Raw genomic sequence first — 21183 nt, 5'->3', positions numbered from 1 at the left:
GCATGAAACCGGATTTCAAAGTAATTGCGGACAATCAGGACATCACTGATCTTTTGCGTGACCGGTTGCTGTCGCTACGCACGACTGATAAACCAGGACTGGAATCGGACGATTGCGAAATCGTGATCGACGATCGCGATGGTGCGGTCGCTTTCCCGAAGAAGGGTGCGACTCTTGAAATCAGTCTGGGTTACGCCGGCGAACCGCTGAAATTTGTCGGCCGCTACAAGGTCGATGAAATAGAAATCAGCGGACCTCCGCAGAGCATGATGATTCGCGGAAAACCGGGTGATCTGGTGGCATCGTTAAAAGAGCAGAAGCGCCGTTCATGGGAAAGCACCACTTTGGATGCGATTACCGGCGACATTGCCCGGGATAACGGGTTGCAGCCTTTCTGTCCGTTGAATCCCGCTATTGCCCGCGCCGATCAGATCAATGAATCCGATATGCACTTCATCACCCGCATGGCAAGGCAGTACGGTGCAACAGCCACGGTTAAGGACGGCAAGTTAATCGTGGTTACGCGCGGAGAGGGCAAGAGCGGCAGTGGGCTGAAAATGCCATCGATAACGTTGCACCGCGACGATATCGCCAGCTATTCACTATCGTTTCCGGATCGTGCGTTGTCCAGCGAAGTGCGCGCGAGCTATCACAACCGCAGCACCGGGCAATTGCAAACAATCGTCTTGTCGAACGATTCCGCGCCGGGCATCGCGCACGCTCCGAAGCACACCGACCGGCATATCCACCCCACAGCCGATGAAGCGCAGGCCGCCGCAAAAAGCCGCAAGGCCTCACTCAACCGCGCCACGATGAGCGGCCGTATCGAACTGACGCACGGGCGGGCCGACGTGGGCGCGGAAAAATGGCTGGAACTGGCCGGCATTAAGGATGAAGCCGATGGGACCTACTTGATCGAATCGGTCGAACAGAATTTCTCCAGAACCGCCTGGATCACCACAATCCGCATCAATGCAGGCAACGAAGGAAAAAGCGGAATAGGGCGGGTCGATGCCAAGAAAAAAGAATTGCAAGTTTTGAAAATCGAATGACCTGAGATTGAACCGGATTATCAACCGAAGCCGCGCTTAAAACGCGGCTTTTTTATTTTAGAGGATCGCAAAATGCAAGAAATTAAAGATCAGCTCGAGAAAGAATTGGGAAAGATTCAGCAAGTGATTGATACCAGCAGCCTCACCGACCTGCGTCAGCGTGTGCAAACCGCCATCACGGACGCGAAATCGAACGTCAATGCGCATTTGGATAAATTCGAAGCGGGCAATGCAGTAGCTGATCAGTTTGTTGATCCGTATCTTGAAAAAACAGTGCGCAGCAAATGGACGGCATTGATTGTGGGTGTGGCTTTAGTTGGTAGTTTTTGTCTTGGGGTGTTTATCGGCTCGAGCTTATAACCCGGAGATATCAAACCATGTCACAGGAATGTCCGTACGCGAACGATGTGGGAAAACTCCAGGTGCGGGTGCTTTTTCTTGAGCGTGAGCTGGAAAAAATGCAAATCACCGCGAAAGTCACAGCGAATATCTTGCTGGAAGAGAAGGCCGAAAACAAAGGCTATTGGCGCGGAATAGAAATTGCCACGCGCATTGTCAGCACGATTCTCATCGCGGGTGCGCTAATGGCTGCCGGAAAATTCACCGGCGCTTTGGAGTTTATATTGAAAATATTCAAGCTGTAGGAGAACGAGGATGGAAGCGCTATACATTGAAGGGCACCAGCAAGGCCCGCAGTTGGACATCGGTGATGCCGGCGTGCAAACCGGGCCATTGCCTGCGGGCGTGTATAAGGTTTATACGCCGGTTGATATCCGGGTGAAAATCGACCCAGATAATGCAGCGGATGTTACGAGAACCAGTGGGGATATTGTGCTGAAAGGCAACACGGAAAAATATCACGTGCCGGAAGGTTCCAGAATTGGCGTAGTCGCCGCGCGAGACGGCCTAACCGGTAAATTCGAATACCACTTGGTAGGGAGGTCATTCTGATGGGTGCGGGTGAACAAAGAGCGGTATTTGACCTGGAAGATGCACTATCCGCTGGAATGATCAGGAAAGCCACTTCCGGTGGCAGTGACATGCTTATCGGTGCGGATGGCAATCAGCTTATCCAGTCAGACATCAAATGCCCTTTTTACGATGCACCTCTAGCCAAGGGAAATCGCGGTTTGGTAGTTTTCTTCACTGATATTGCGAACAATGGCCAACTTTGCTTTAGCGATGACTATCGCTGGAAACCTGTGGGAGGAAGAGTAAATGCGGGCGTTAAATATAACGCCACACCGACGCGCAGCGGTACGTTCGATTCCAAGCTGAAAATCAAGATTCCATTTTCGCCGCTGAATGGATCATTTCTCCAGAATGGAGACATGATCAGAGTTCAAGCCTCTTATCAACGGTTGTTTATGGATGCCGGTGACAACACTAAATTCTTGATCAGGAGACTGCTGTTCGGCAGAAGCTCGAATCCAATAGACAACAAAGAATTGTTGTATTCGTACGGAGCAATTGCAAATGATGGTTGCGCAGAACACAACCTCGTTATTAAACGCACCGATAGTTCAACCATGCAATTGCTCGGCAAACAGGTTGTTTTCAATATGTGGGACGGCAATACCATGACCGATTTGTACTCGATAAACGGCATTACGGATATTGATAATATGGACATGCAGGACGTGTATTTGGACTATGGTTTTAATTTCGGTACGTCAAATACTGTTGGTGTAGCCGCAACCAAAGATGCAGCTCATCTCTATTCATGTTTTGTAGAGATCATTACTTGCGGATCAGGGGATTAAAATGACTATTGATCGAACAACTATTCTGAGCGGCATAAAAACGTTTACGCCTAATCTGATTTCTACACTTCTGTTCGAGAGCAATTTCGAGGCTAATACAACGCACGATAATTTTGCGGCAAATGGCGTACAAGATCAGATGTCCGGGACTGATTTAACTACCGGTTTTACCTGGCCTACAGCTCAGCCCAGCTTCCCGAACGGTGGTGACGGACAGGCTTTAAACTGCAACTGGTCGGTTATTTATCTGGGTCATAAATTTGCAACTCTCAGCCCGGCAAACGTTGGCAATTATGCTGTTGTTGATTTTCCTACAATGACCGGCCCGGATGGATCGACCGGCAGAGCGTTGCATCTAAACCTGAAGGATACTGGCCAAATCGATCATGTCAGCCACGTAAATCAACCTTTTGGCGGGCAACTTGATCTGATGTTTAACCGTGTTTCCGATAACACGAATCCGCTTCCGCCATTGCTTGGTGATGTGTATTTCAGCTATTGGTGCAAGCGCCCCGGTGCGTTATCGGCGCAAATACCTAATGTCAACGACTCGGCTGTGCAGGTTGATTTCAAAACAGGCGGGTGGTATGACGGAACAAAAAATCAGTACGGCGGAGGGTTTCGCACTGTACTACATATAGTACGCATGCAAGATGGTTCGTTGCGGTGGCGTGCTATCGCGGACAATGGTGCAAATGGAGGCATGACGACAGATCCAAGCGGAATTCTTCCGTTCAACGCCGTGTCTCCAAACAAAATTTATTGGTACGAAACCCATAAAACGGCTCCCGTAACTCTTGATGCCTGGTTCAAGGTTGAGGGCTATATCCATATGCATGAATCGAAAGGAATATGCCTGTTTGCAATCGATGATCAGATCATTTGTCATCACATCGGCAGAACCAAAGATGAATTTGGACTGCCCTGGGGACGGATAATGCCTATCTTGATGTATAGCCAGGGCGGCCCTTGCGAGGGCTGGTTCTGGAACATCATTATAAGAGATTACCCGCCGTCAAATTCCGTGCTGTACGCACCGGCGGCGATTGATCTGTATCGATTGGCGTAATAAAAGATCGCGCTTTAATAAAAGAACCGAAGCGGTTTTAGTGATTTTGGAGAGGTAATAATGGTTCATGTTGTTAATTTGATGCGATCGATTGCTGATCAGCTTGAGAATCATCATTTATTCAGAAGGTTGGTGATTTCCTTCTTTCTTTTTATGTATCTTGAAGTGACGCGGGAATCATTCCGGTACGCTTATTTTGCAGCAGATAAAGGAATGTCTGCAAGTGACATCGTGTTGATTCTCGGTGCGCTGCAAACGCTTATGACGCTGCTCATGGGGTATGCATTCAAAATTTATTCAAATTCGCGCAATAGGAGTTGATATGGCCGGATACGCAACGCTGATCAAATACGCACTTTGGGCAGCGCTCATTATTTTATGCACGCTTTTTGTCGGGCACATCGCTACAAATATTCATGATGGCATTTTTGAGGATGGCCGCACCGCAGAACGCGCGGAGTGGCTGGAAAAAGAAGAAAAGCGCAGCAAAGAACTGGCGCAAGCTGTTGCCGATGCAGCGCAAGCAATGGCCAAAGAGCGCGAAAAACAAACAACTGCATTAACGGAGGCGCTTGAAAATGAAATTATTGCAAAAGACAAGCTTAATAACGATCTTGCTGGTGTGCGCGCTGCTAATCGCGGGTTGTGGATCGACGCCAAAAACTGTGCAGATCGTGCCGCTGGAGCAACAGCAGAAACTCAAGGTACCGGCCTCGGTGGTAGCGAAACCGGTCGAATCAGACTTCCCGGACAGATTGAACAGAATCTTTGGGAACTTGCCGCAGACGCGCAACGAGTAGTGATACAGTACGAAACATTGCGGAAGACTTGCTTGCCGCTGGTGGAGGTGATGCCGGATATAAATGGCTGAATGAGCGCTGCCCGATAAAATCGGGCAGCTTTTTCAAAAATAAAGATCTGCTTCTATTATTTATTCCCCGCCGTACTGGCTGATCTGAAGTTAACCTGCAATGCTTCCATGTAAATCTTTTCCAGTGCCTTGTCTGCTGCGATGAGCGCCTCCCGCATCGCAATAAATTCATCCCAAGGGGCGGATACGTCGTGGCCATCGATGCGCATTTCGTTGAGCAAGTGCATCAATGGGGAAATGAATGCTTTTGTGTTGGTGAGCATGGACATGTTGAGCCTGGCCGGGTGTTTGCCGTCGGCTGAGACGAAGCCGGATTGCTCCAGCAGCTTGCGCGGGTAGTTGTACTGTTTTCTGAGTTTTTGGTATTGCTTCTCGAATGCTTTCCCGATTTCTTCCATCTGGGCGGTTCGATCGACGGGGTTATGGATCGCATCGAATGCGCGGATGACTTGCAGGTGGAATTTTGCGCTGATCCACATCGCGTAGGCGTATACCAGTTCCTTGCAGATGTATGTTCCGGTTCCTTGCTTGGTTTTTAGTGGATTCCTCAAATCTGAGGAATTGGATATTTCGGTGATTAATTCTCTTGTTTGGGTGTTGCGAAGAAAATTGCTCGGTTGATGCTTTGCTTCACCGCCAGCAGCTTTGTGTAAATCGTTTAGGGAATATAGTCCATCGATCTGACGGATTTCGGTCGTAAGAATAGTTAATGCAGCCATGATGGCCTCCTTGCGGTTAGTTTTGAATTCACCCTTTTTGATGGGGTGGCCGGGGGCTCAAAACCGCCGCAAGACGGCTGGCGTATTCCCTGCCGAAACAGGTATTTTATTAGCCTAACACCCAGCCATAGGTAAACTATGGGCGTAAAAAAACCACGACTATCGGGCGCGGGGCTATCCGCTTGCGGGGGGTGTTTTGAGCACCTGCGCGAATTCTGCGCCTAGATGGTTTTATTTGTCAAATTTGAGAGAGTGGTCGTGATGTTTCAGTTTGCATGATTACTTTTTTTCTTTTGGGGATTTTCCGTCAAGCTTTTTCATTTTAGTGTTTGTAGATTTAATTTGTTTTTTGACGGAAGAAATATCGCCTTCAAGCGGTAGATTTTCCGGCGCAATACCAGAAGATTTAAGCATAATACTTCTTACTTCCTTGCCTACTTCTTTGGCTGTGCTGGCGGATTCGTTAATGCCTTTAACGTTATTTCTTTTCATCCTTTCGGCGGTTTGGGTAACACGGAATGTATTGGCTGCAAGTTCGGTGATGCCCATAAAGTCATAAAGAGTCTTCCCGTTTTCAGCACCTTTATATTCCTGAAGTTGTTTTAGGGGCATGTTGTACATTCCACGAAAACCTGCATCCTTGAAGATGGCATATTCCATGCCAGTCAAAAGACCGGCCGATTTAGCAACGCCGCTCAGATGTTTTTCGGCTGTCGTTAACTTGCTGCGCTCTTCTATGCGGGTAATTCCTGTTTCAGATAGTTTTTCTTCCAGTAATGCCTCAGCCAGCGATGCAAGAGCAACTTGCGCTTTGACTACCTCTGGTTTCTTGCTGTCCGCTTGCATTGCAATAAGAAAACAAGCAAATCTTGAAAGTTTATAAGTCTTGGAGCCATCATCAAGCGTCATCGGAATAAAAACATCTTCGGTTTCTATGCCAAGACTCAAGCAATTGCTCATTGATTTTTGAATGACTGTCTTGAATGATGACCAGCTTTCATACCCGAGCATATCCATAAACTGAAGAGCGTCCCAATACCTCTGCCCATTCTCTTTGGCGCTTTCTTCGAAAGTTTGAATATCAAAGGCTGTCATCATATGCTCCAAAATATAATTATTTTTTTATTATAAAGTGCAGTATACAGCATGTGGATTTTTCAGAATTGCGGAACAAAACCGGAATTGCGGAACAGACAGGAAATTTTTTTGACTGCTAAAATCGCGTAACCTGTTGCTTTTGGTGCCCGGAGCCGGAATCGAACCGGCACGGGCGTTTTAGGCCCGAGGGATTTTAAGTCCCTTGTGTCTACCAATTTCACCACCCGGGCGATGGAAGTATCAGATCGGTGGAGGCGGGGGTCGGAATCGAACCGGCGTAGACGGCTTTGCAGGCCGCTGCATGACCACTCTGCCACCCCGCCATCATTGCATAACTTCTAAAGGTACCGCCAATCCAACGGAAAAAAGCTGGTAAGGAGTTGCTCGATCCCCAGCAAATTAAAATTTCAAAAGAGCCATTCCTAGAAAGAATGGAGCGGGAAACGAGGCTCGAACTCGCGACCCCAACCTTGGCAAGGTTGTGCTCTACCACTGAGCTATTCCCGCATTAAGAAGTTGCTGTGTGACTCGAATCACATCAGAAACAAAGGGCGAATTATAGAGATGCCGTACGTTTTGGTCAAGAAAATGCAAACTAAGAATGAAGAAAACATTTTTTTGCTGGATTGACGGAAGAATATTCCAAATGATGAACAGTGGAGTCGTATTTATAATGTACTATCGAAAGTTTGAAATTGACAAAGTATGCAACCGACTGTAATTATCAATCATCACCGCAATACCGCAATCATCGCGGGGACGAGCGGAAAGAAGCTGCTGGTGATCAAGCTGGGAAAAGGAAAGCTGACAGTGACGGCGGTGACGTTGCAAGAAATAAATGCACAGGGATATACGGTCAGCGATTATTCGCCTGCACTAGCGGCGCAATCGTATTTGCGACATGGAGCGGGGGTCACTGAAAAAGCCAGGAAATTCCTGGAAAAAATAGCCACTAGCGAATTTTCCGACCGGTTAACTTTTACATGTAGTAATTCAGACTTGATTTGACAGCAGGGTCTTGCCGAGGAGTGGGATTATTGATAGAGGTGTGAATCTTTATCAACCAAGCGCGCAAGCGCAAAGGAATAATTCCATGAGTAGTTTTCAACAGAATGTCGTCAAACACAAGATTGGCTTGCTTAATCTGGCAGTCGAACTTGGCAATGTATCCCGCACCTGCAAGGTGATGGGTTTTTCCCGCTATACTTTCTATCGCTATCAAGCTGCTGTGGTAACCGGAGGTGTTGAGGCTCTGCTTGATGCAAACCGGCGCAAGCCCAATATCAAGAACCGTGTGGAAGAAACGACGGAAGCAGTGGTCACAGTGAATCGCCCCGGGATTTCCGGAGATAAAATGATTTGAGAGGAGGAGAAGATGAAGAATCAAATCAGTTATTCACCGGAAGTACGAGAACGAGCGGTAAGATTGTTATTCGAGCAGCAAAAGGAGCATGAATCGCAATGGTCGGCGATCAAATCGATAGCATCGAAGATTGGCTGCACGGCGGAAACGTTGCGGACATGGGTAAGAAGAGCGGAGAGGGATCAGGGAATTCGAGGCGGACTGTCGACGATCGGATCGTGAGCGGCTCAAGGAATTGGAACGGGAAAATCGGGAATTAAAGCGTGCCAACGAAATATTGCGTAAGGCATCGGCATATTTCGCACAGGCGGAGCTCGACCGCCGGTCGAAATGACGATGGTATTTGTCGATAGTGTAAGAATTTCTAGCGTTGTTTACAGTATTCAGGAGAATACTGTAGATGAACATACACAAACGCACTCGCTTAACATTATTGGATCGTCAGGAAATCTGGCGGCTGTATCAAACCCGGCTGTGGAAGGTAGTTCAGCTGGCAGAATACTTTCACGTCAGCCGGCCAACGATTTATGACGTACTGAAACGAGCCAGACTCCAGGAATTTACTCCGCGTAGCAGTACCAATCAGCGCTTCAAAACACTGCAGTATGGCCTCAAACGTTTGGCTAAAGTAGAGCAAACCATCCAGGAACGTCTCAAGCGTGAAGCGAAGCGCTATAACAAATCTTATCCGGGCGAGCTCGTTCACCTCGATACCAAGCGGCTTCCATTATTGAAAGGACAGTCTGCCAATAAACCTCGCGAGTACCTGTTTGTGGCCATCGATGATTTCTCCAGGGAATTGTATGCCGATATCTTCCCCGATAATACTCAATACAGCGCCGCTTGCTTTCTCATCGCTACTGTTGCCCAATGTCCTTATCAAATCGATTGCACTTATTCCGATAACGGCACGGAATTTAAAGGAACTGACGATCATGCTTTTGTCAAAGCTTGCAGGCAACACGGTATCGGTCAGAAGTTTACTCGTGTCAATCGTCCTCAAACCAACGGCAAAGCTGAGCGGGTCATCCGTACCCTGATGGACATGTGGCACAGTAAGATTCACTTTAAAGACAGCGCCGATCGACGCATTCAGCTTCTCCGTTTCATTAACTTCTACAATACCGTTAAGCCTCATAAGAGTTTGAATAATGCTACCCCTTATGAAATACTCTTCGCTTATTTCAATCAACCTCTCTGTAAACAACCCTGAGATTTCTTACAATGAGGTAGAAACAGAAGAATTGAAAAAAATCGCTTAACTGGTTGTCCGGTTCTACTTGACCTGGTCAGTCATGCCACGAGCATACAGCGAGAGGATCTTGTCATCAAAGCCCGCCCAGCGGGTCTGATGCTTGGAAATGATCAAAGGCTCGAAGCTGCCTTCACGGTCACGGGGGATCTCGATGGGTAACTCACCGAATTCACCTTTCAGGGTCTTACGACTTTTACCATTTCTGGTATTGCCAGTGGCATTGATTGCCGTTTCGTGCTTATCGTGACCAAGATGCTCGGCCATTTCTGCTTGCAGGGCGCGCTCAACCAACGCTTTGGTGAGTTGCTTGATAAGACCATGCTCACCGATTAAATCTTCCGGCTTTTTGTAATCGGCCAACAGGCTATCAATTAAGTCGCTCGGCAGGGGTTTGGGTGTGGTCATTTTTATATTAGCAGTTTCCTGCCATATAACCATTTACAATTATTTACACCCCCCTTTAAAGGGGCTCTAGCGATAAGCCTCCGGCCTTGTCGAAGATAATTTAACTTTGGGACAGCTCGAGCCGGTGCAATTCATCCGCGATACTCACTGCATCCTAATAGCAATCTCTAAGTGATTCCGTGTTGCAGCAATAACAGAATAATTACGCATATAGGCGGCGCAGTAATCTTCCAATGCTCTAAACTCATGCATTACGCTGTAAAACTCATCGAATATGATAATAGTGCCGGGTTTTATAATGTTGTTTGCACGAGTTAACATATATAAAGTTGAGGAATACAAGTCGGAATCGTTATGAATGACTAACTGTTCTTTAGAGCTATATGCTTCGAGGAATCCTGGGAGCGTATCTTGAAACAGCCCTTTAACAAAAGATATGCGCACATCGTGCAACTGTGGTGGCTCTCCATTCGTATCAAATGTTGACCTTTTAACCGTTCTGGTCAATTCTATCCAGTCCTCCGGTAATCCAGTGAAGGTATCAAATCCAACGAATCGTGAGTCGGGATTAGAATTAAGGTTTGAGAAATACTTTATGGTGTCGCCTTTGTAAACACCGAATTCTAAATACTGTATTGGCCTACCACAGAAGATCTCATTATTTATATAATCATAAATTGCATACCTTGAGTTGAATATCGGGTAACTCCCGGCATGTTGTTTACGCCATGTCTCAAGCTTTGGTCTGTAAGCCAGTGACCTAAGTCGCTCGGAATCCGGCAATATAGCCAATATGATCTTTTTTACCATGTTCCGTATTATTGTAATCATGATTTAATCTATTCTCCTTGATGTTTAATCGGATAGAAGAAACAAGCATCCTTTACTCATTATACGCAAACCAGATGATATTTAGGGAAGCGCTGAACAATTAGCGGCTTTCAGATTTTTCGGTATTACTGCCAGTTTTTGAACACGAATTCCCGGTAATTCATTTTTTAGCAGCGTTTTGCCGTCAGATTCCCCCTGTTTCTGAATCGCCCCGGGATTTCCGGAGACTATTTGTCTTGAGTCAAACCGTATTGGTTGGCTCCCTTAGTTGGCGATAAATATGCCATTTCAAATTCTGCCGGCGGAATATTTCCGATCGACTCCAGTAACCGGCGATTGTTAAACCAATCGACCCATTCCAAGGTCGCAAACTCCACATCGTCGATATTGCGCCAAGGGTCGCGATGTCGGATAACCTCGGTCTTGTATAGTCCGTTAACTGTTTCAGCCAGCGCATTGTCATAAGAATCCCCGACGCTACCAACAGAAGCTTCAATATTGGCCTGTAAGAAATCTCAGGGTTGTTTACAGAGAGGTTGATTGAAATAAGCGAAGAGTATTTCATAAGGGGTAGCATTATTCAAACTCTTATGAGGCTTAACGGTATTGTAGAAGTTAATGAAACGGAGAAGCTGAATGCGTCGATCGGCGCTGTCTTTAAAGTGAATCTTACTGTGCCACATGTCCATCAGGGTACGGATGACCCGCTCAGCTTTCCCGTTGGTTTGAGGATGATTGACACGAGTAAACTTCTGACACGATACCGTGTTGCCTGCAAGCTTTGACAAAAGCATGGCCGTCAGTTCCTTTAAATTCTTTGCCGTTGTCAGAATAAGCATAGTCGATCTGGTAAGGACATTGAGCAACAGTGCTTGTGAGAAAGCAAGCTGCACTATGCTGGGTTTTATCGGGAAGATATCGGCATACAATTCCCTGGAGAAATCATCGATGGCCACAAACAGGTACTCGCGAGGTTTATTGGCAGACTGTCCTTTCAATAATGGAAGCCGCTTGGTATCGAGGTGAACGAGCTCGCCCGGATAAGATTTGTTATAGCGCTTCGCTTCGCGCTTGAGACGTTCCTGGATGGTTTGCTCTACTTTAGCCAAACGTTTGAGGCCATACTGCAGTGTCTTGAAGCGCTGATTGGTACTGCTACGCGGAGTAAATTCCTGGAGTCTGGCTCGTTTCAGTACGTCATAAATCGTTGGCCGGCTGACGTGAAAGTATTCTGCCAGCTGAACTACCTTCCACAGCCGGGTTTGATACAGCCGCCAGATTTCCTGACGATCCAATAATGTTAAACGAGTGCGTTTGTGTATGTTCATCTACAGTATTCTCCTGAATACTGTAAACAACGCTAGAAATTCTTACACGTCAGGCTGTACCCATAAGACAAGGCCCTTGCCATCCGGCAGGTTGTAGTGTTTGTCCCTTGGCTTTTCTGCTTTAATGATTAAATCGGTGAGTTTCATGCAATCCCCTGAATACCGAAGAACAAAACAAAAAACGGGTAACAAAAATACGGGTAAATTTTTACTCGCTTTTTTACCCGCTTTTCGATAATGTTACCCGCTTTGCTCAGGGTTGCCAAGGATTGGCAAAATTACCTTAATATTATTTATTCTAAAGGAATTTCTTGGTGTTGCTGGGCAACGTTTGGAGCATCTTTGGCGGAGAGAGAGTCTGACAATATGAGTAATTAATGCAATGATTTATAGATATAAATTAATATTTAAAAGAATTATGTCTTGCCTTTAGTCTTTCCCATAAAATTACTCGACTAAGAATGTGGAATGCTGAAAAAATTCCAAACACGGATTCGAATCCACCAAAATACCCAATTCCTAAACATAAACCAGACCATTACTTATCAAGCTATATTTTTAAAACTTGATAAGTGGCGTCCGACATTCTTTATCAATCCACTTGATTGCTTTGAATGAAATTACGAAAGGATTGGTTACCAGAGTAGCAGGCATTTCGTAGCATCATCCACAAATTGCCCTTGCTATCTTATAACTGCAAAAAAAGCACCACTAAGTAGCAATCTCAGCCTTCTGCAAGAAAGAATTGCCAATATTAGTATTAGCAATGACAGAGAAAGTTTGTTGGTAAATCATGCCACTTTTGACCCAAACGGTACATATTGTTCTTATCAGCCAGCGTAAGAAGTGTAGCCTGCTATATATAGCACAGTGTGCAACGCATCACACGATAACCGACAAGCAATCTATTCGGTGGCTCGATTGCAGGTTTTTGGCCTGTCAACGCTTGAGCCAGCGGCGCTACGGTTTCATTAGCGACTTGTACTTACCGCATTGGATGATTTCCAGTAACCGGCTATCCACTGGCTGCGCGAAAAGTACCGATCTGTATGGCGTCGCAGAGCTACTTCAATGTGTATGCTCCTGGCAAACCTACTGAGCTAATGTGTCTTCCTAATTAAGGCTATCATCTGCTCGAATAGTTTTGACAACATAAAAATCTAGTATAACAGCATTGCTTTTAACTCTTGGAGCTTATCCTGAATTTTCCTGGTTTGTAAATTAATGTGCTCTTCAACTTTCGAATCTGCAATATTAAGTTCTTTTAGAAACATTGCTTGTGATTGAGATTTGGCTGTAAATAATGCATAACCTAGCATAAAAGGTAACAATACTGTAAAAATTGGAACTTGGTACCAGGTGAGATCGAGGTCAGCAGTCTTTTTATGAAAATTATTCGCCCCACTTAATGAGCTATCAACTTCTAAAGGAGGATAGCCGAGTTTTTTTGAAAAATCCCCATACATTTCAATCGTCGATTTGATTTCATTATTCACTTGAAGTGGGAGTGTTTTGTATAACACTTCTGTACGCTCGTTCATTTTGTTTCTTATTTCGTCATCATTCCAATTAAACTGAGATACGTCATTGATATAGGTGTTAATGTCATTTAGCCATTCTTTTTTTATTTTTTTCATGACATAGTTGCATCGAAGTGGCAATCGTATAATTAACGAATCAAAAAAATCAGAAAATGCCTTTCTCTCTACTTCAATTTTTCCAAAAGGCTTTGATTCGCCAGAACGAGTCTTTTTTTCTTCACTACAAACAGAAATTACTGAAATCCCTGGGACAGATTCCTGTATTGTTTGCTTCATGGTATTTTCGTCGTCTTCGCTAACTTGATCACATTTTGTTAGTATTACAGATACGTTATATTTATTTTCGATAAATTTTTTAATAATATCTATATCACAATCTTGGACTCTATTTCCTCCTGCCTGAATACAATAAAAAACAGAATGAAACCATTCAGTGGCAGGCTGATTGATACCTCGTTTATCAAGCTCTACGCTTAATTCTGTCAGCCATGCATCATGCTTCCCAACTTCAAGCCCCCAAGAATCAAAGAGGGTAACTGGTAAACCATTTATTTCCATTTCTATCGAATGAAATCCATTTGCAGTCACTGGTTTTCCAATTCCAGTTTTTGCCACTTTTTCGCCATAGAGATAGTTTATGAATGTACTTTTCCCAACGCCTGTTTGGCCTATAATAGCAACATTATAACTAGCATTCATTTTACTTATCTCTGTTCATTCTTAAGGTTATCTTTAATACGCTGTTCAAAGAATAGCTCAAGGTTGTTAATGAAATTATTTAGCTCATCAATATCTCCTTCAAGCCCTTTTTTAATGATTGCTTCGCATAATTCTATAATTGACAAACCTAAAGCATAAGTTATTGATGATGCAACGGATGCAGTTATAAGTCCACCAGTAATAGTCCCCAGTCCGGGAAAGTATTTAAATAATTGACCAACAATCCAAGTTCCGCTACTAGTTATGATTCGCCCAATAATTGGTATCAATATAGATTCTTTAAGTTTACTTACAATGTTATTAAGGTTGTAAACGAATAATATTCTAGCAATCATGGCGGCCTGATTTCCTAATAGCAACGGTGCATCAGAAACAGGTATGGGAGTAAAACCAATCAGCGCAGATCCTGCAACATGTTCGTTAATGATTTTTAAGGCTTGGTTGCGTTTAATACTCAAACTTTGTTTTTGGGCGGATGCAAATGCAATTTTCAGAGCTTCTGGTAATTTCTCAATCGACCACTGTAACAAACTATCAAAATCCCATCTTTGCTGAGTGTTTTTTGTACTAGTTTCAAAGATGAGTATATTGGGTAGTGAGCTTTTTATTACCTCTTTAAACTCAATCGACTCATTTTCTGAAATCAATTCAGCTTTTGTAAGCACGATTGCCACAGGAATACCGTAGGCAGAAAGCCTGTTAATCGTATCGATGTCGAAATCTAAAATACGACTGCCTGATGCCTGAATACAGTACCAAACCAGATGAATAGAATTATCACGTTCTGACGAGCTAAACTCCTTGGCAGCGTATCGAACAACATCTTCTAAAAATGCTCTCTCTTTTTCAGAGCCAACTTCATAGCCTTTAGTATCAAAAAGGACAATCGGAATTGTTTCACTAGAAAAAGAATCAATGAATTGAGTTACTGGCTTTCCCGTGTCGACCCTGGCTAGCTTTTCGCCGAAACAATAATTTATTAAAGAACTTTTGCCAACACCCGTTCCACCGATGAGCAAAATATTTGGTTTTTTTACCTCCCTTTTGAAACTTTTAAATTCAGTACTGAGAGAGTCTTCAAAATCATTTATCATCATCTACTTTTATCCATTCTTCGACTGCAGCTCCACTAGAGGATTTTCTCAGTTGCAATGTTTTTACTATCTGTACTATTTTTGTAAAATGCTGCTGGGACAAAATCCAGTCCGGAATTTTTGGAAAATCATTTGAACAATCGGGTAGGTAATACCTACCCGATGAAATGATTTAATCTGATAATCAAATTTTACGGTATAGCCATCTCAAGCTGCTTTCTTATCACTCGCACGAATCAGTAACTTTTCTTCTTCTGTAGTGCTAACCTGGGTTGTTCTAGGGGGTTCAGGTGCTCTAGGTGCTCCTCGTTTTTTTCCGACCCCTTTCGAAAAACTTTTACGCAATAATTTCATTTTCCGGCGAGTTCTAGGTTTAAGATATTGCTCAGATTTGCAGAAATACTCTGCAATCCCATATAAATTTTGAATTTTCACATCATCTGAGACATGAATATCACCGATGCCCAAACAATTATTCCTTTCGAATTTTGCTTTTTCTGCATTCCGGTTCCAATAAACTCCCCGACCATTCGTTATCTGATTCACCCAATATTCACCGATTTCTTTTGCAAAATAAATATCGCTATCAGGTCTTCGCTTCGAACCATCATAAAATAGAAGTGTATGTGCATGCATTCCTTTTTCTAGCCCATATTCGATTTTATTAACGTAGCCCACTAAATGATCAAACAATTTATTATGCCGTTTGTTCTTGTGAATATGATCAATGTCTTTTGCAAGATCCTCGATATTTACATTCTGACCTTTTTCGTAGCCAAAATCGATTCTCAAAACCACTAATCGCGCATATCTTGCAAAAAGTTTATCGATTTGACGGACACATTCTTTATAATTTTTCCCTACAGCCCTTTCTCTATCAAGAATCTTTCTTTTTGTTTTCGGATTACGGAGTTTTTCATATAAATCCCTGAAGAATCCGTTAATAATTACCCTCATTTCATTATGGGAAATTTTACAATTAGAAAAAAGAAAGTATTTGTCGGGATCGTGACAGAATTCAGTTATATTCTGATCATATTCCGGGAATGAATAATTATCGCAAACAGATAAAAAAGTTTCGATCCTTTCACTGTAGATACATTCATGAGGAAGATTGCGAGCATAAAAAATAAATTTTGGTAGACTCGATAAATAAGAACTGCGCCATGAATATTTAGATTTTATGATGCGTTTATATTTATCAAACCTGGGTTTTAAGACCATATCGCGATAATTATGTTTTATAAATTGCTTTAAAAATTTATCCAATTCCTTTATACAACTTGCATACTCAATCGCGTTGCCGTGTGTATTTTCATAATCAGGTAGGATTGTTTTCCCGGGATTACTATGATCTGACACCAGATTGTAGATAGTATTTAAATATATTTTTTCTTCTTCCGAAATCAATGCCTTATTTATAATTTTATGTACCTCTCAATTTTAAGGTTTTAAATAAAACATGGGATTCTTTGGAAATGTAGGAGAGATATACGTATATCATCATCTCCTTTCATTCAATCTATACATCAAAGAAGTATAGATCTAATGATGGAACTAGCTCATATATCCAAAAATCAGATTACTTATCAACACTATTAATATAAATAATATAATATTAATAACATAAATAACCTGAAAGAACTCCTATTAAAAATCCTATGCTTAATAAAAAATGTAATATTTAACGCTTAAGTTCCTCCGCTAAGCGTGGAAGTTAACAATGTACTAATTTACGCCACCTGAAATTTATCCAGGTGGCTTTAAAATTATTATTTACGATTATTTAGACGTGTGCGAATCCAGTCCTCAATCTCCTTTAGTGACCACGCCGATGCGCCTTTACGCCCATTCGCGAGTTTAACCTGCCGAGGAAAATCAGGATCATAGTAAGGAGAGCTAGGCTGCAATCGTGAATAAATAGCGCTCCTAGAGAGTCCCGTCATTAATCTTACCGTATTGATTCTTATAAGAATTGTGTCTGGATATTGAATATTTTCGCTGTTGAGAATCATGATCCTCCAATAGTTAAAATTAATAAATAAATTCTTTTTAAAAAAACAAACTAAAAATCTAAAATTTATTTGTGGAGAAATTCCACTTTTATCTAAAAGAGCGAGTCTGAATCTCAATCGCTCCGCATCAAATATATTTTCTTTGATGCTTCTATGTATCGCTTAGTGACTTGTCGGTGCACTAGCTTGTATGTATGCTCATATGCATCTTTGTTGATGCAGTCGCATTATAGATAGGCCTTACTAACAGCCTAAAATTGATGGGGTGAATCCAAGAAAAACGTTTATCGAATAGGCAACTCCTGTTTTTAAAAAAATAAAAAAGTGAAACGAACAATTGCGCAATTGTCTTTTTTAAGATATCAAAATCTTTAAAAATGTTCAAGAGCAACTTAACAAAATAGAGTACTGAAGCTTGATTTGAGCATTTGCGCTTTTTTGCTATGCCAAAATAAATTTAACTGTTATAGGGATACTAAATCAGTCAGAAACGCCACAATTAATTTCTGTCTTAGAAATTTATCATTAACCCTGCGTATTATTCTTAGGTTTAAAATTATTGAACTCTAATCCTATGATTAGTATTGAATATCGTTCAATTCTGTACATCATGTGAATTAATTTGGTACAGCTTCTAAATTAAGTTTTCACAGCGATTTTCATGCATTACTGTTAGTTAAAGTAGCAAATTGGTTACAATAAATTTTGCTCAAAAAACTATAGACAAGGGGATAGTATTTAGGGTTATAAGTGGGGTTCGTTAGAGATTGGTATCGCTGTCAATGGTAGTATGCAATTAGCCAATTTTGAATAGTGAATTCATTATTGGCTAGGACTAATTAAGATAATGCTTGATGAGTTACATCTCTTGTTCTTCGCAATTTTTAGTATTATTAATACGTTTTGCTTTCTGATTCAATTTTGCCATTAAATCAGATTTCTTTTCTTGATTGTCTGGATTACGAAGTGGTATAGCACCAGTATCGTCAAGATAAAACTCCTCAACCACGGCAACGCCTTCTTCCTCGGAATCCTCGAACGCTCCATTCTCAAACCCCAATTTAGCCGCTTCATCCAAAGCAACTTGATCGAAACCTGATGCTTTTCGTTCATCGGCCAGTGTTTTGGCTTTGGCGATGGATTCAGCCATCGTCATACCTGTCCTGATCGTTAAATCTACGTAATAGATCGGTGCGCGATGCGATTGAGTGGTCGATTTGCCGCGCAGGCGAAGTTCCAGTGGCAATGTCGACAGTAATTCTCCCGATGCCGCAGCAAAGTAACGCAATCTAGTCGATAGCGTGCGGATACTGTTAAATCCAGTGGTGCGAAATACAAAGCTGCTCAATTCATCCTCATCGTCGATACGAACATTCAATCGGCCATAAGGTTTGCAGTTGCCGCCCTTAGCCAGCTCGCACGATTCCGGCGCTGGACAAGGAAATGATTGAATACCGGTATTGGTTGCCCGGCGGCATGTTTCACCATCGCCAACACAGACAGGTCTGCCGGTTTGCCGGTCGAACAACGTGTAATTGGCGCGTAAATTCAGATCAGGATCGTTAAACAGCAGCCTTACCGGAATATTGCGCAATTTGCTGCCGTGTTCTTTACGCAGGATTTCGTTCAATGGATGATTGACCCAGCCGTCCTTGTTTTGTATTTGGCTGGTAATCGTGAATTCGTCGTCTTTCTCAGGCAATCGTTTACCGTTCTTTTCTACGACTTTACCGATGGTTATCCGGCCAATTACCGGAGGTGTTAATACAAGTCCTTTGAGCATGATGGTTCCTTTAGATAGCAATTAGGTTTAGGGGAATTTAGGTTGATTCATGAATCAGAAAGCGCCGTGAACCAGACTTGGTCAAGCAATAGCGTTGCAGCAAATCAGGGTGGTCTTTGAGCAGCCGGTCAGTATCCAGTTCCGTTTTGTCTTTGCTGCGTTTCCAGGTGACTTCGCCGTTTTCAAACAGCGCTTTGGTTGCCTCACCCAGACGTTGCTGGATTTTCTGCTTCAATTGCGATTCGAGCTGGTTTTGGCTGGCTAATAATTGCCTGACGGCCAGTAAATCGGAGAATGTTTGTGACATTTCCGGATCACGGCTTAAATTGAGCGTTTTGCCGTTATCGTGCGGATACAGACTTCGTAAAGCTAACTCCGCGGATTCCGAACCATCGGCAGGCGGTGCTTGATCCAGTTCCACGAAACGCCAGAATTGCCGCTCCAACTCGATCAATTGTTCGATCATCGTCTCGTCCCGCTCAATACGGTGTACTTGCAATTCCTGGCCGCAAATCAGTACCGCCACATCAGCAGCTTGTTTACCAGTGACCGCCAGTTGGTGCATGACCTGGAGTTGCACATATTCCGGCACGCCTTCTTTCCATAGTTTTACGCCGTTGATGCCGGTAGTTTTGCATTCCAGTATTTGCACATCCGGCGCAGCAATGACTTCCCGGTCTATATTGGCCAGCATCCAAGGCTCAATAGGGTGTTGCAATACCGCATTGATACGCCTGACCTTGTTGCCGGTACGCTTGGTGTATTGGGCGGCAACGAAGGGTTCCAATAAAATCCCCCAGTACATCGGACTGGATTCGTCGTTGGGGTCGGTTTTTGGTAAATTGCCATCACGGCCCGTCTTTTCCAGCCACAATTCCAGTTGCGATTTGTATGGATTGAGACCGACAGCCGCAGCCGCATCGGAACTGCCGATACCGTTCTTGCGCACGGTTAACCACTGATCCCGGTTGAGATCGCGGGTTTTGATGAGTTTCAATGCCGGTTGGATTTTTATCTTTCTTTCGGGTTTGAGAGAGTTGCTCATGGTTTTTTCCTGTCAGGTGGATAGTTTTCTTTCTTCAAAAATGAAAAAAACCCAGCCAATGCACTATTGACTGGGGTGGATGAGATGGATATTTGAGCTGAGTTGAATAGTTGAGTTTTATTGTTTCTTCATACCGGATGGATGAACCGATAGCGAACTTACTCCACCAGTTGCAGCGCGTAATCGAGGGCGCGTTGTTTCAGGTTCGCACCTTGGCCGAACCATGCGCTATCGAGTCTGTGCCCTTGGCTTCTGGCTCTTTTTTCATGATCGACAAACTCGGTGACTGCGCAGAGCAACCCCCAAGCCGTGCCGTTGGCGGATGCCAGTTGCGCGCCTCTACCGTGGCCGTCATACAGCGACTGCACGGTTTTCAAGGCCCGTTCGTTTTTGAGGCCGGACGGTTGATTGTCGTGATCATCGGTTTGGCATAGCACTTTGAGGAAGTAATTCATCGATTCGTGGCTTTTGACTTTGCGCTCCGACAGGGTTTTCATGCAGTACATGAAGCTATCCCACTGCGATACGGCGATACCGAGTTGCTTTTTGACGGCTTGCGCATCGAAGCTGGTGCTGTGCGGCACTTTGATAGCGCTGCTGGCGCCTTTGAGCGCGATGGCTAGTGTGTTGTTGCACACTACGCGAATGGTGGTAGGTGTTGCGGTGGTGGCCAGTGTGCCATCGCAGGAGGTGGCAAGCAGAATGTAACCGTTGACGGCATCATCGCCTTTGAGCTTGGTTTCCTTGCCGGTACGGGCCAAAGCCCAGAATTTCTTGCCTTCCTTGAGAACTCCGGCGGTTTCGAGTTCAAAACCGGATACTTCGGTGAGATCGCGATAAAACTCCAGGATGGTCTTGGGCTGAACGACCTGATAGCGTTCACTGACTACCGATAATGGTGCTTTGGTATCGCTGCGGTACAGCACCTTTTGTTCGTCAAACGACCGCAATGAACCCAATGATCCGATTTGTTCCGTCATGTAGCGCACTGGCGCTTCGCAGATACTCCAATCCATCCCGGCTTTCTCCGCCCAGACTTCGATCGGTTGTTTGGCGGGTAAACGGTTGCCCAGCTGGTGCCAGGGTGTTGCGCCTGTATAAGCCATATTTTGAACGAGATGTGACATTGTGTGTTTTTCCTTATGAGTAAGTATGAAAATGCACGTAGCGAGGCCATCGATTCTAAAAAACGATAGAACGGTACTTGCGTGGATGAAAAAGGGAGTAAAAA

General features: G+C 43.9%; 20 protein-coding genes, 3 tRNA genes and 5 pseudogenes. 11 read left to right on the top strand and 17 right to left on the bottom strand.

The features are described from left to right. Positions 1-2: 2 nt before the first annotated feature. From HRU77_04040 to HRU77_04010, 7 genes are all read left to right on the top strand, one after another. Positions 3-1052 carry a late control protein gene (locus tag HRU77_04040; GenBank protein QOJ19933.1) on the top strand — a complete coding sequence of 350 codons (1050 nt, stop codon included), beginning with the start codon at positions 3-5 and terminating at the stop codon, positions 1050-1052. Between the two features lie 72 nt (positions 1053-1124). After that, positions 1125-1412: a hypothetical protein gene (locus HRU77_04035; GenBank protein ID QOJ19932.1), complete on the top strand. Its 288-nt coding sequence runs from the start codon at positions 1125-1127 to the stop codon at positions 1410-1412. A gap of 17 nt (positions 1413-1429) precedes the next feature. After that, complete coding sequence (locus HRU77_04030) at positions 1430-1696, top strand: hypothetical protein (GenBank protein ID QOJ19931.1); 267 nt, start codon at positions 1430-1432, stop codon at positions 1694-1696. A 10-nt stretch (positions 1697-1706) separates the two neighbouring features. After that, entirely contained in the window at positions 1707-2003 is a 297-nt protein-coding gene (locus HRU77_04025; protein ID QOJ19930.1) for a hypothetical protein, read from the top strand. Continuing rightward, the gene (locus tag HRU77_04020) at positions 2003-2815 is read left to right on the top strand and encodes a hypothetical protein (GenBank protein QOJ19929.1); all 813 of its coding nucleotides are present in this window, start codon (positions 2003-2005) and stop codon (positions 2813-2815) included. Before HRU77_04025 ends, HRU77_04020 begins: the two co-directional genes overlap by 1 nt. A 1-nt stretch (position 2816) precedes the next feature. After that, complete coding sequence (locus HRU77_04015) at positions 2817-3884, top strand: hypothetical protein (protein ID QOJ19928.1); 1068 nt, start codon at positions 2817-2819, stop codon at positions 3882-3884. A 322-nt stretch (positions 3885-4206) separates the two neighbouring features. Then, complete coding sequence (locus tag HRU77_04010; GenBank protein QOJ19927.1) at positions 4207-4755, top strand: hypothetical protein; 549 nt, start codon at positions 4207-4209, stop codon at positions 4753-4755. A 56-nt stretch (positions 4756-4811) separates the two neighbouring features. Here the strand turns inward: HRU77_04010 and HRU77_04005 are convergent, their stop codons facing one another. The 5 genes from HRU77_04005 to HRU77_03985 form a co-directional block, all read right to left on the bottom strand. Next, a complete protein-coding gene (locus HRU77_04005) occupies positions 4812-5474 on the bottom strand; it encodes a KilA-N domain-containing protein (protein QOJ19926.1) in 663 nt (220 codons plus the stop codon). Positions 5475-5753: 279 nt separating this feature from the next. Then, positions 5754-6572, bottom strand: a complete 819-nt coding sequence (locus HRU77_04000; GenBank protein QOJ19925.1) for a damage-inducible protein D — start codon at positions 6570-6572, stop codon at positions 5754-5756. A gap of 140 nt (positions 6573-6712) precedes the next feature. Then, a tRNA-Leu gene (locus HRU77_03995) sits at positions 6713-6802 on the bottom strand. A 19-nt stretch (positions 6803-6821) separates the two neighbouring features. Next, a tRNA-Cys gene (locus HRU77_03990) sits at positions 6822-6895 on the bottom strand. Between the two features lie 109 nt (positions 6896-7004). Then, a tRNA-Gly gene (locus tag HRU77_03985) sits at positions 7005-7079 on the bottom strand. Between the two features lie 198 nt (positions 7080-7277). On the opposite strand from HRU77_03985, the gene HRU77_03980 reads away from it, so the two are divergent. From HRU77_03980 to HRU77_03965, 4 genes and pseudogenes are all read left to right on the top strand, one after another. Then, entirely contained in the window at positions 7278-7580 is a 303-nt protein-coding gene (locus HRU77_03980) for a hypothetical protein (GenBank protein ID QOJ19924.1), read from the top strand. 85 nt (positions 7581-7665) lie between these two features. Further along, a pseudogene (locus HRU77_03975) lies at positions 7666-7887 on the top strand (helix-turn-helix domain-containing protein). Between the two features lie 60 nt (positions 7888-7947). Next, a pseudogene (locus tag HRU77_03970) lies at positions 7948-8265 on the top strand (transposase). Between the two features lie 70 nt (positions 8266-8335). Further along, a complete protein-coding gene (locus HRU77_03965; GenBank protein QOJ19923.1) occupies positions 8336-9148 on the top strand; it encodes a transposase family protein in 813 nt (270 codons plus the stop codon). A 66-nt stretch (positions 9149-9214) separates the two neighbouring features. Here the strand turns inward: HRU77_03965 and HRU77_03960 are convergent. The 12 genes and pseudogenes from HRU77_03960 to HRU77_03905 form a co-directional block, all read right to left on the bottom strand. Beyond that, positions 9215-9595 (bottom strand): annotated as a pseudogene (locus HRU77_03960) (transposase). 144 nt (positions 9596-9739) lie between these two features. Then, positions 9740-10426, bottom strand: a complete 687-nt coding sequence (locus HRU77_03955; GenBank protein ID QOJ19922.1) for a macrocin O-methyltransferase — start codon at positions 10424-10426, stop codon at positions 9740-9742. 227 nt (positions 10427-10653) lie between these two features. Next, positions 10654-10932: pseudogene (locus tag HRU77_03950) on the bottom strand (transposase). Positions 10933-10941: 9 nt separating this feature from the next. Further along, positions 10942-11754, bottom strand: a pseudogene (locus HRU77_03945) (transposase family protein). A 42-nt stretch (positions 11755-11796) separates the two neighbouring features. Next, the gene (locus HRU77_03940; GenBank protein ID QOJ19921.1) at positions 11797-11901 is read right to left on the bottom strand and encodes a DUF4102 domain-containing protein; all 105 of its coding nucleotides are present in this window, start codon (positions 11899-11901) and stop codon (positions 11797-11799) included. A 1013-nt stretch (positions 11902-12914) separates the two neighbouring features. Next, complete coding sequence (locus tag HRU77_03935; protein QOJ19920.1) at positions 12915-13994, bottom strand: GTPase domain-containing protein; 1080 nt, start codon at positions 13992-13994, stop codon at positions 12915-12917. Positions 13995-13999: 5 nt separating this feature from the next. Further along, positions 14000-15112 (bottom strand): 50S ribosome-binding GTPase, encoded by a 1113-nt coding sequence (locus HRU77_03930; protein QOJ19919.1) that lies wholly within the window; start codon positions 15110-15112, stop codon positions 14000-14002. A gap of 204 nt (positions 15113-15316) precedes the next feature. After that, positions 15317-16519, bottom strand: coding sequence for an inovirus-type Gp2 protein (locus tag HRU77_03925; GenBank protein ID QOJ19918.1), 1203 nt, complete (start codon positions 16517-16519; stop codon positions 15317-15319). Positions 16520-16881: 362 nt separating this feature from the next. Continuing rightward, positions 16882-17124 (bottom strand): AlpA family phage regulatory protein, encoded by a 243-nt coding sequence (locus HRU77_03920; protein QOJ19917.1) that lies wholly within the window; start codon positions 17122-17124, stop codon positions 16882-16884. 859 nt (positions 17125-17983) lie between these two features. Beyond that, positions 17984-18907 (bottom strand): hydrolase or metal-binding protein, encoded by a 924-nt coding sequence (locus HRU77_03915; GenBank protein ID QOJ19916.1) that lies wholly within the window; start codon positions 18905-18907, stop codon positions 17984-17986. 37 nt (positions 18908-18944) lie between these two features. Continuing rightward, positions 18945-19952, bottom strand: a complete 1008-nt coding sequence (locus HRU77_03910; GenBank protein ID QOJ19915.1) for a YqaJ viral recombinase family protein — start codon at positions 19950-19952, stop codon at positions 18945-18947. Between the two features lie 158 nt (positions 19953-20110). Then, positions 20111-21079: a DUF932 domain-containing protein gene (locus tag HRU77_03905; GenBank protein ID QOJ19914.1), complete on the bottom strand. Its 969-nt coding sequence runs from the start codon at positions 21077-21079 to the stop codon at positions 20111-20113. Positions 21080-21183 lie beyond the last annotated feature (104 nt).

This window comes from Gammaproteobacteria bacterium (genome assembly GCA_015709615.1).
Classification (GTDB): Bacteria; Pseudomonadota; Gammaproteobacteria; order Burkholderiales; family Nitrosomonadaceae; genus Nitrosomonas.
Note: the sequence above shows the minus strand (reverse complement) of the source record. Positions and strands in the feature narration are given on the sequence as shown.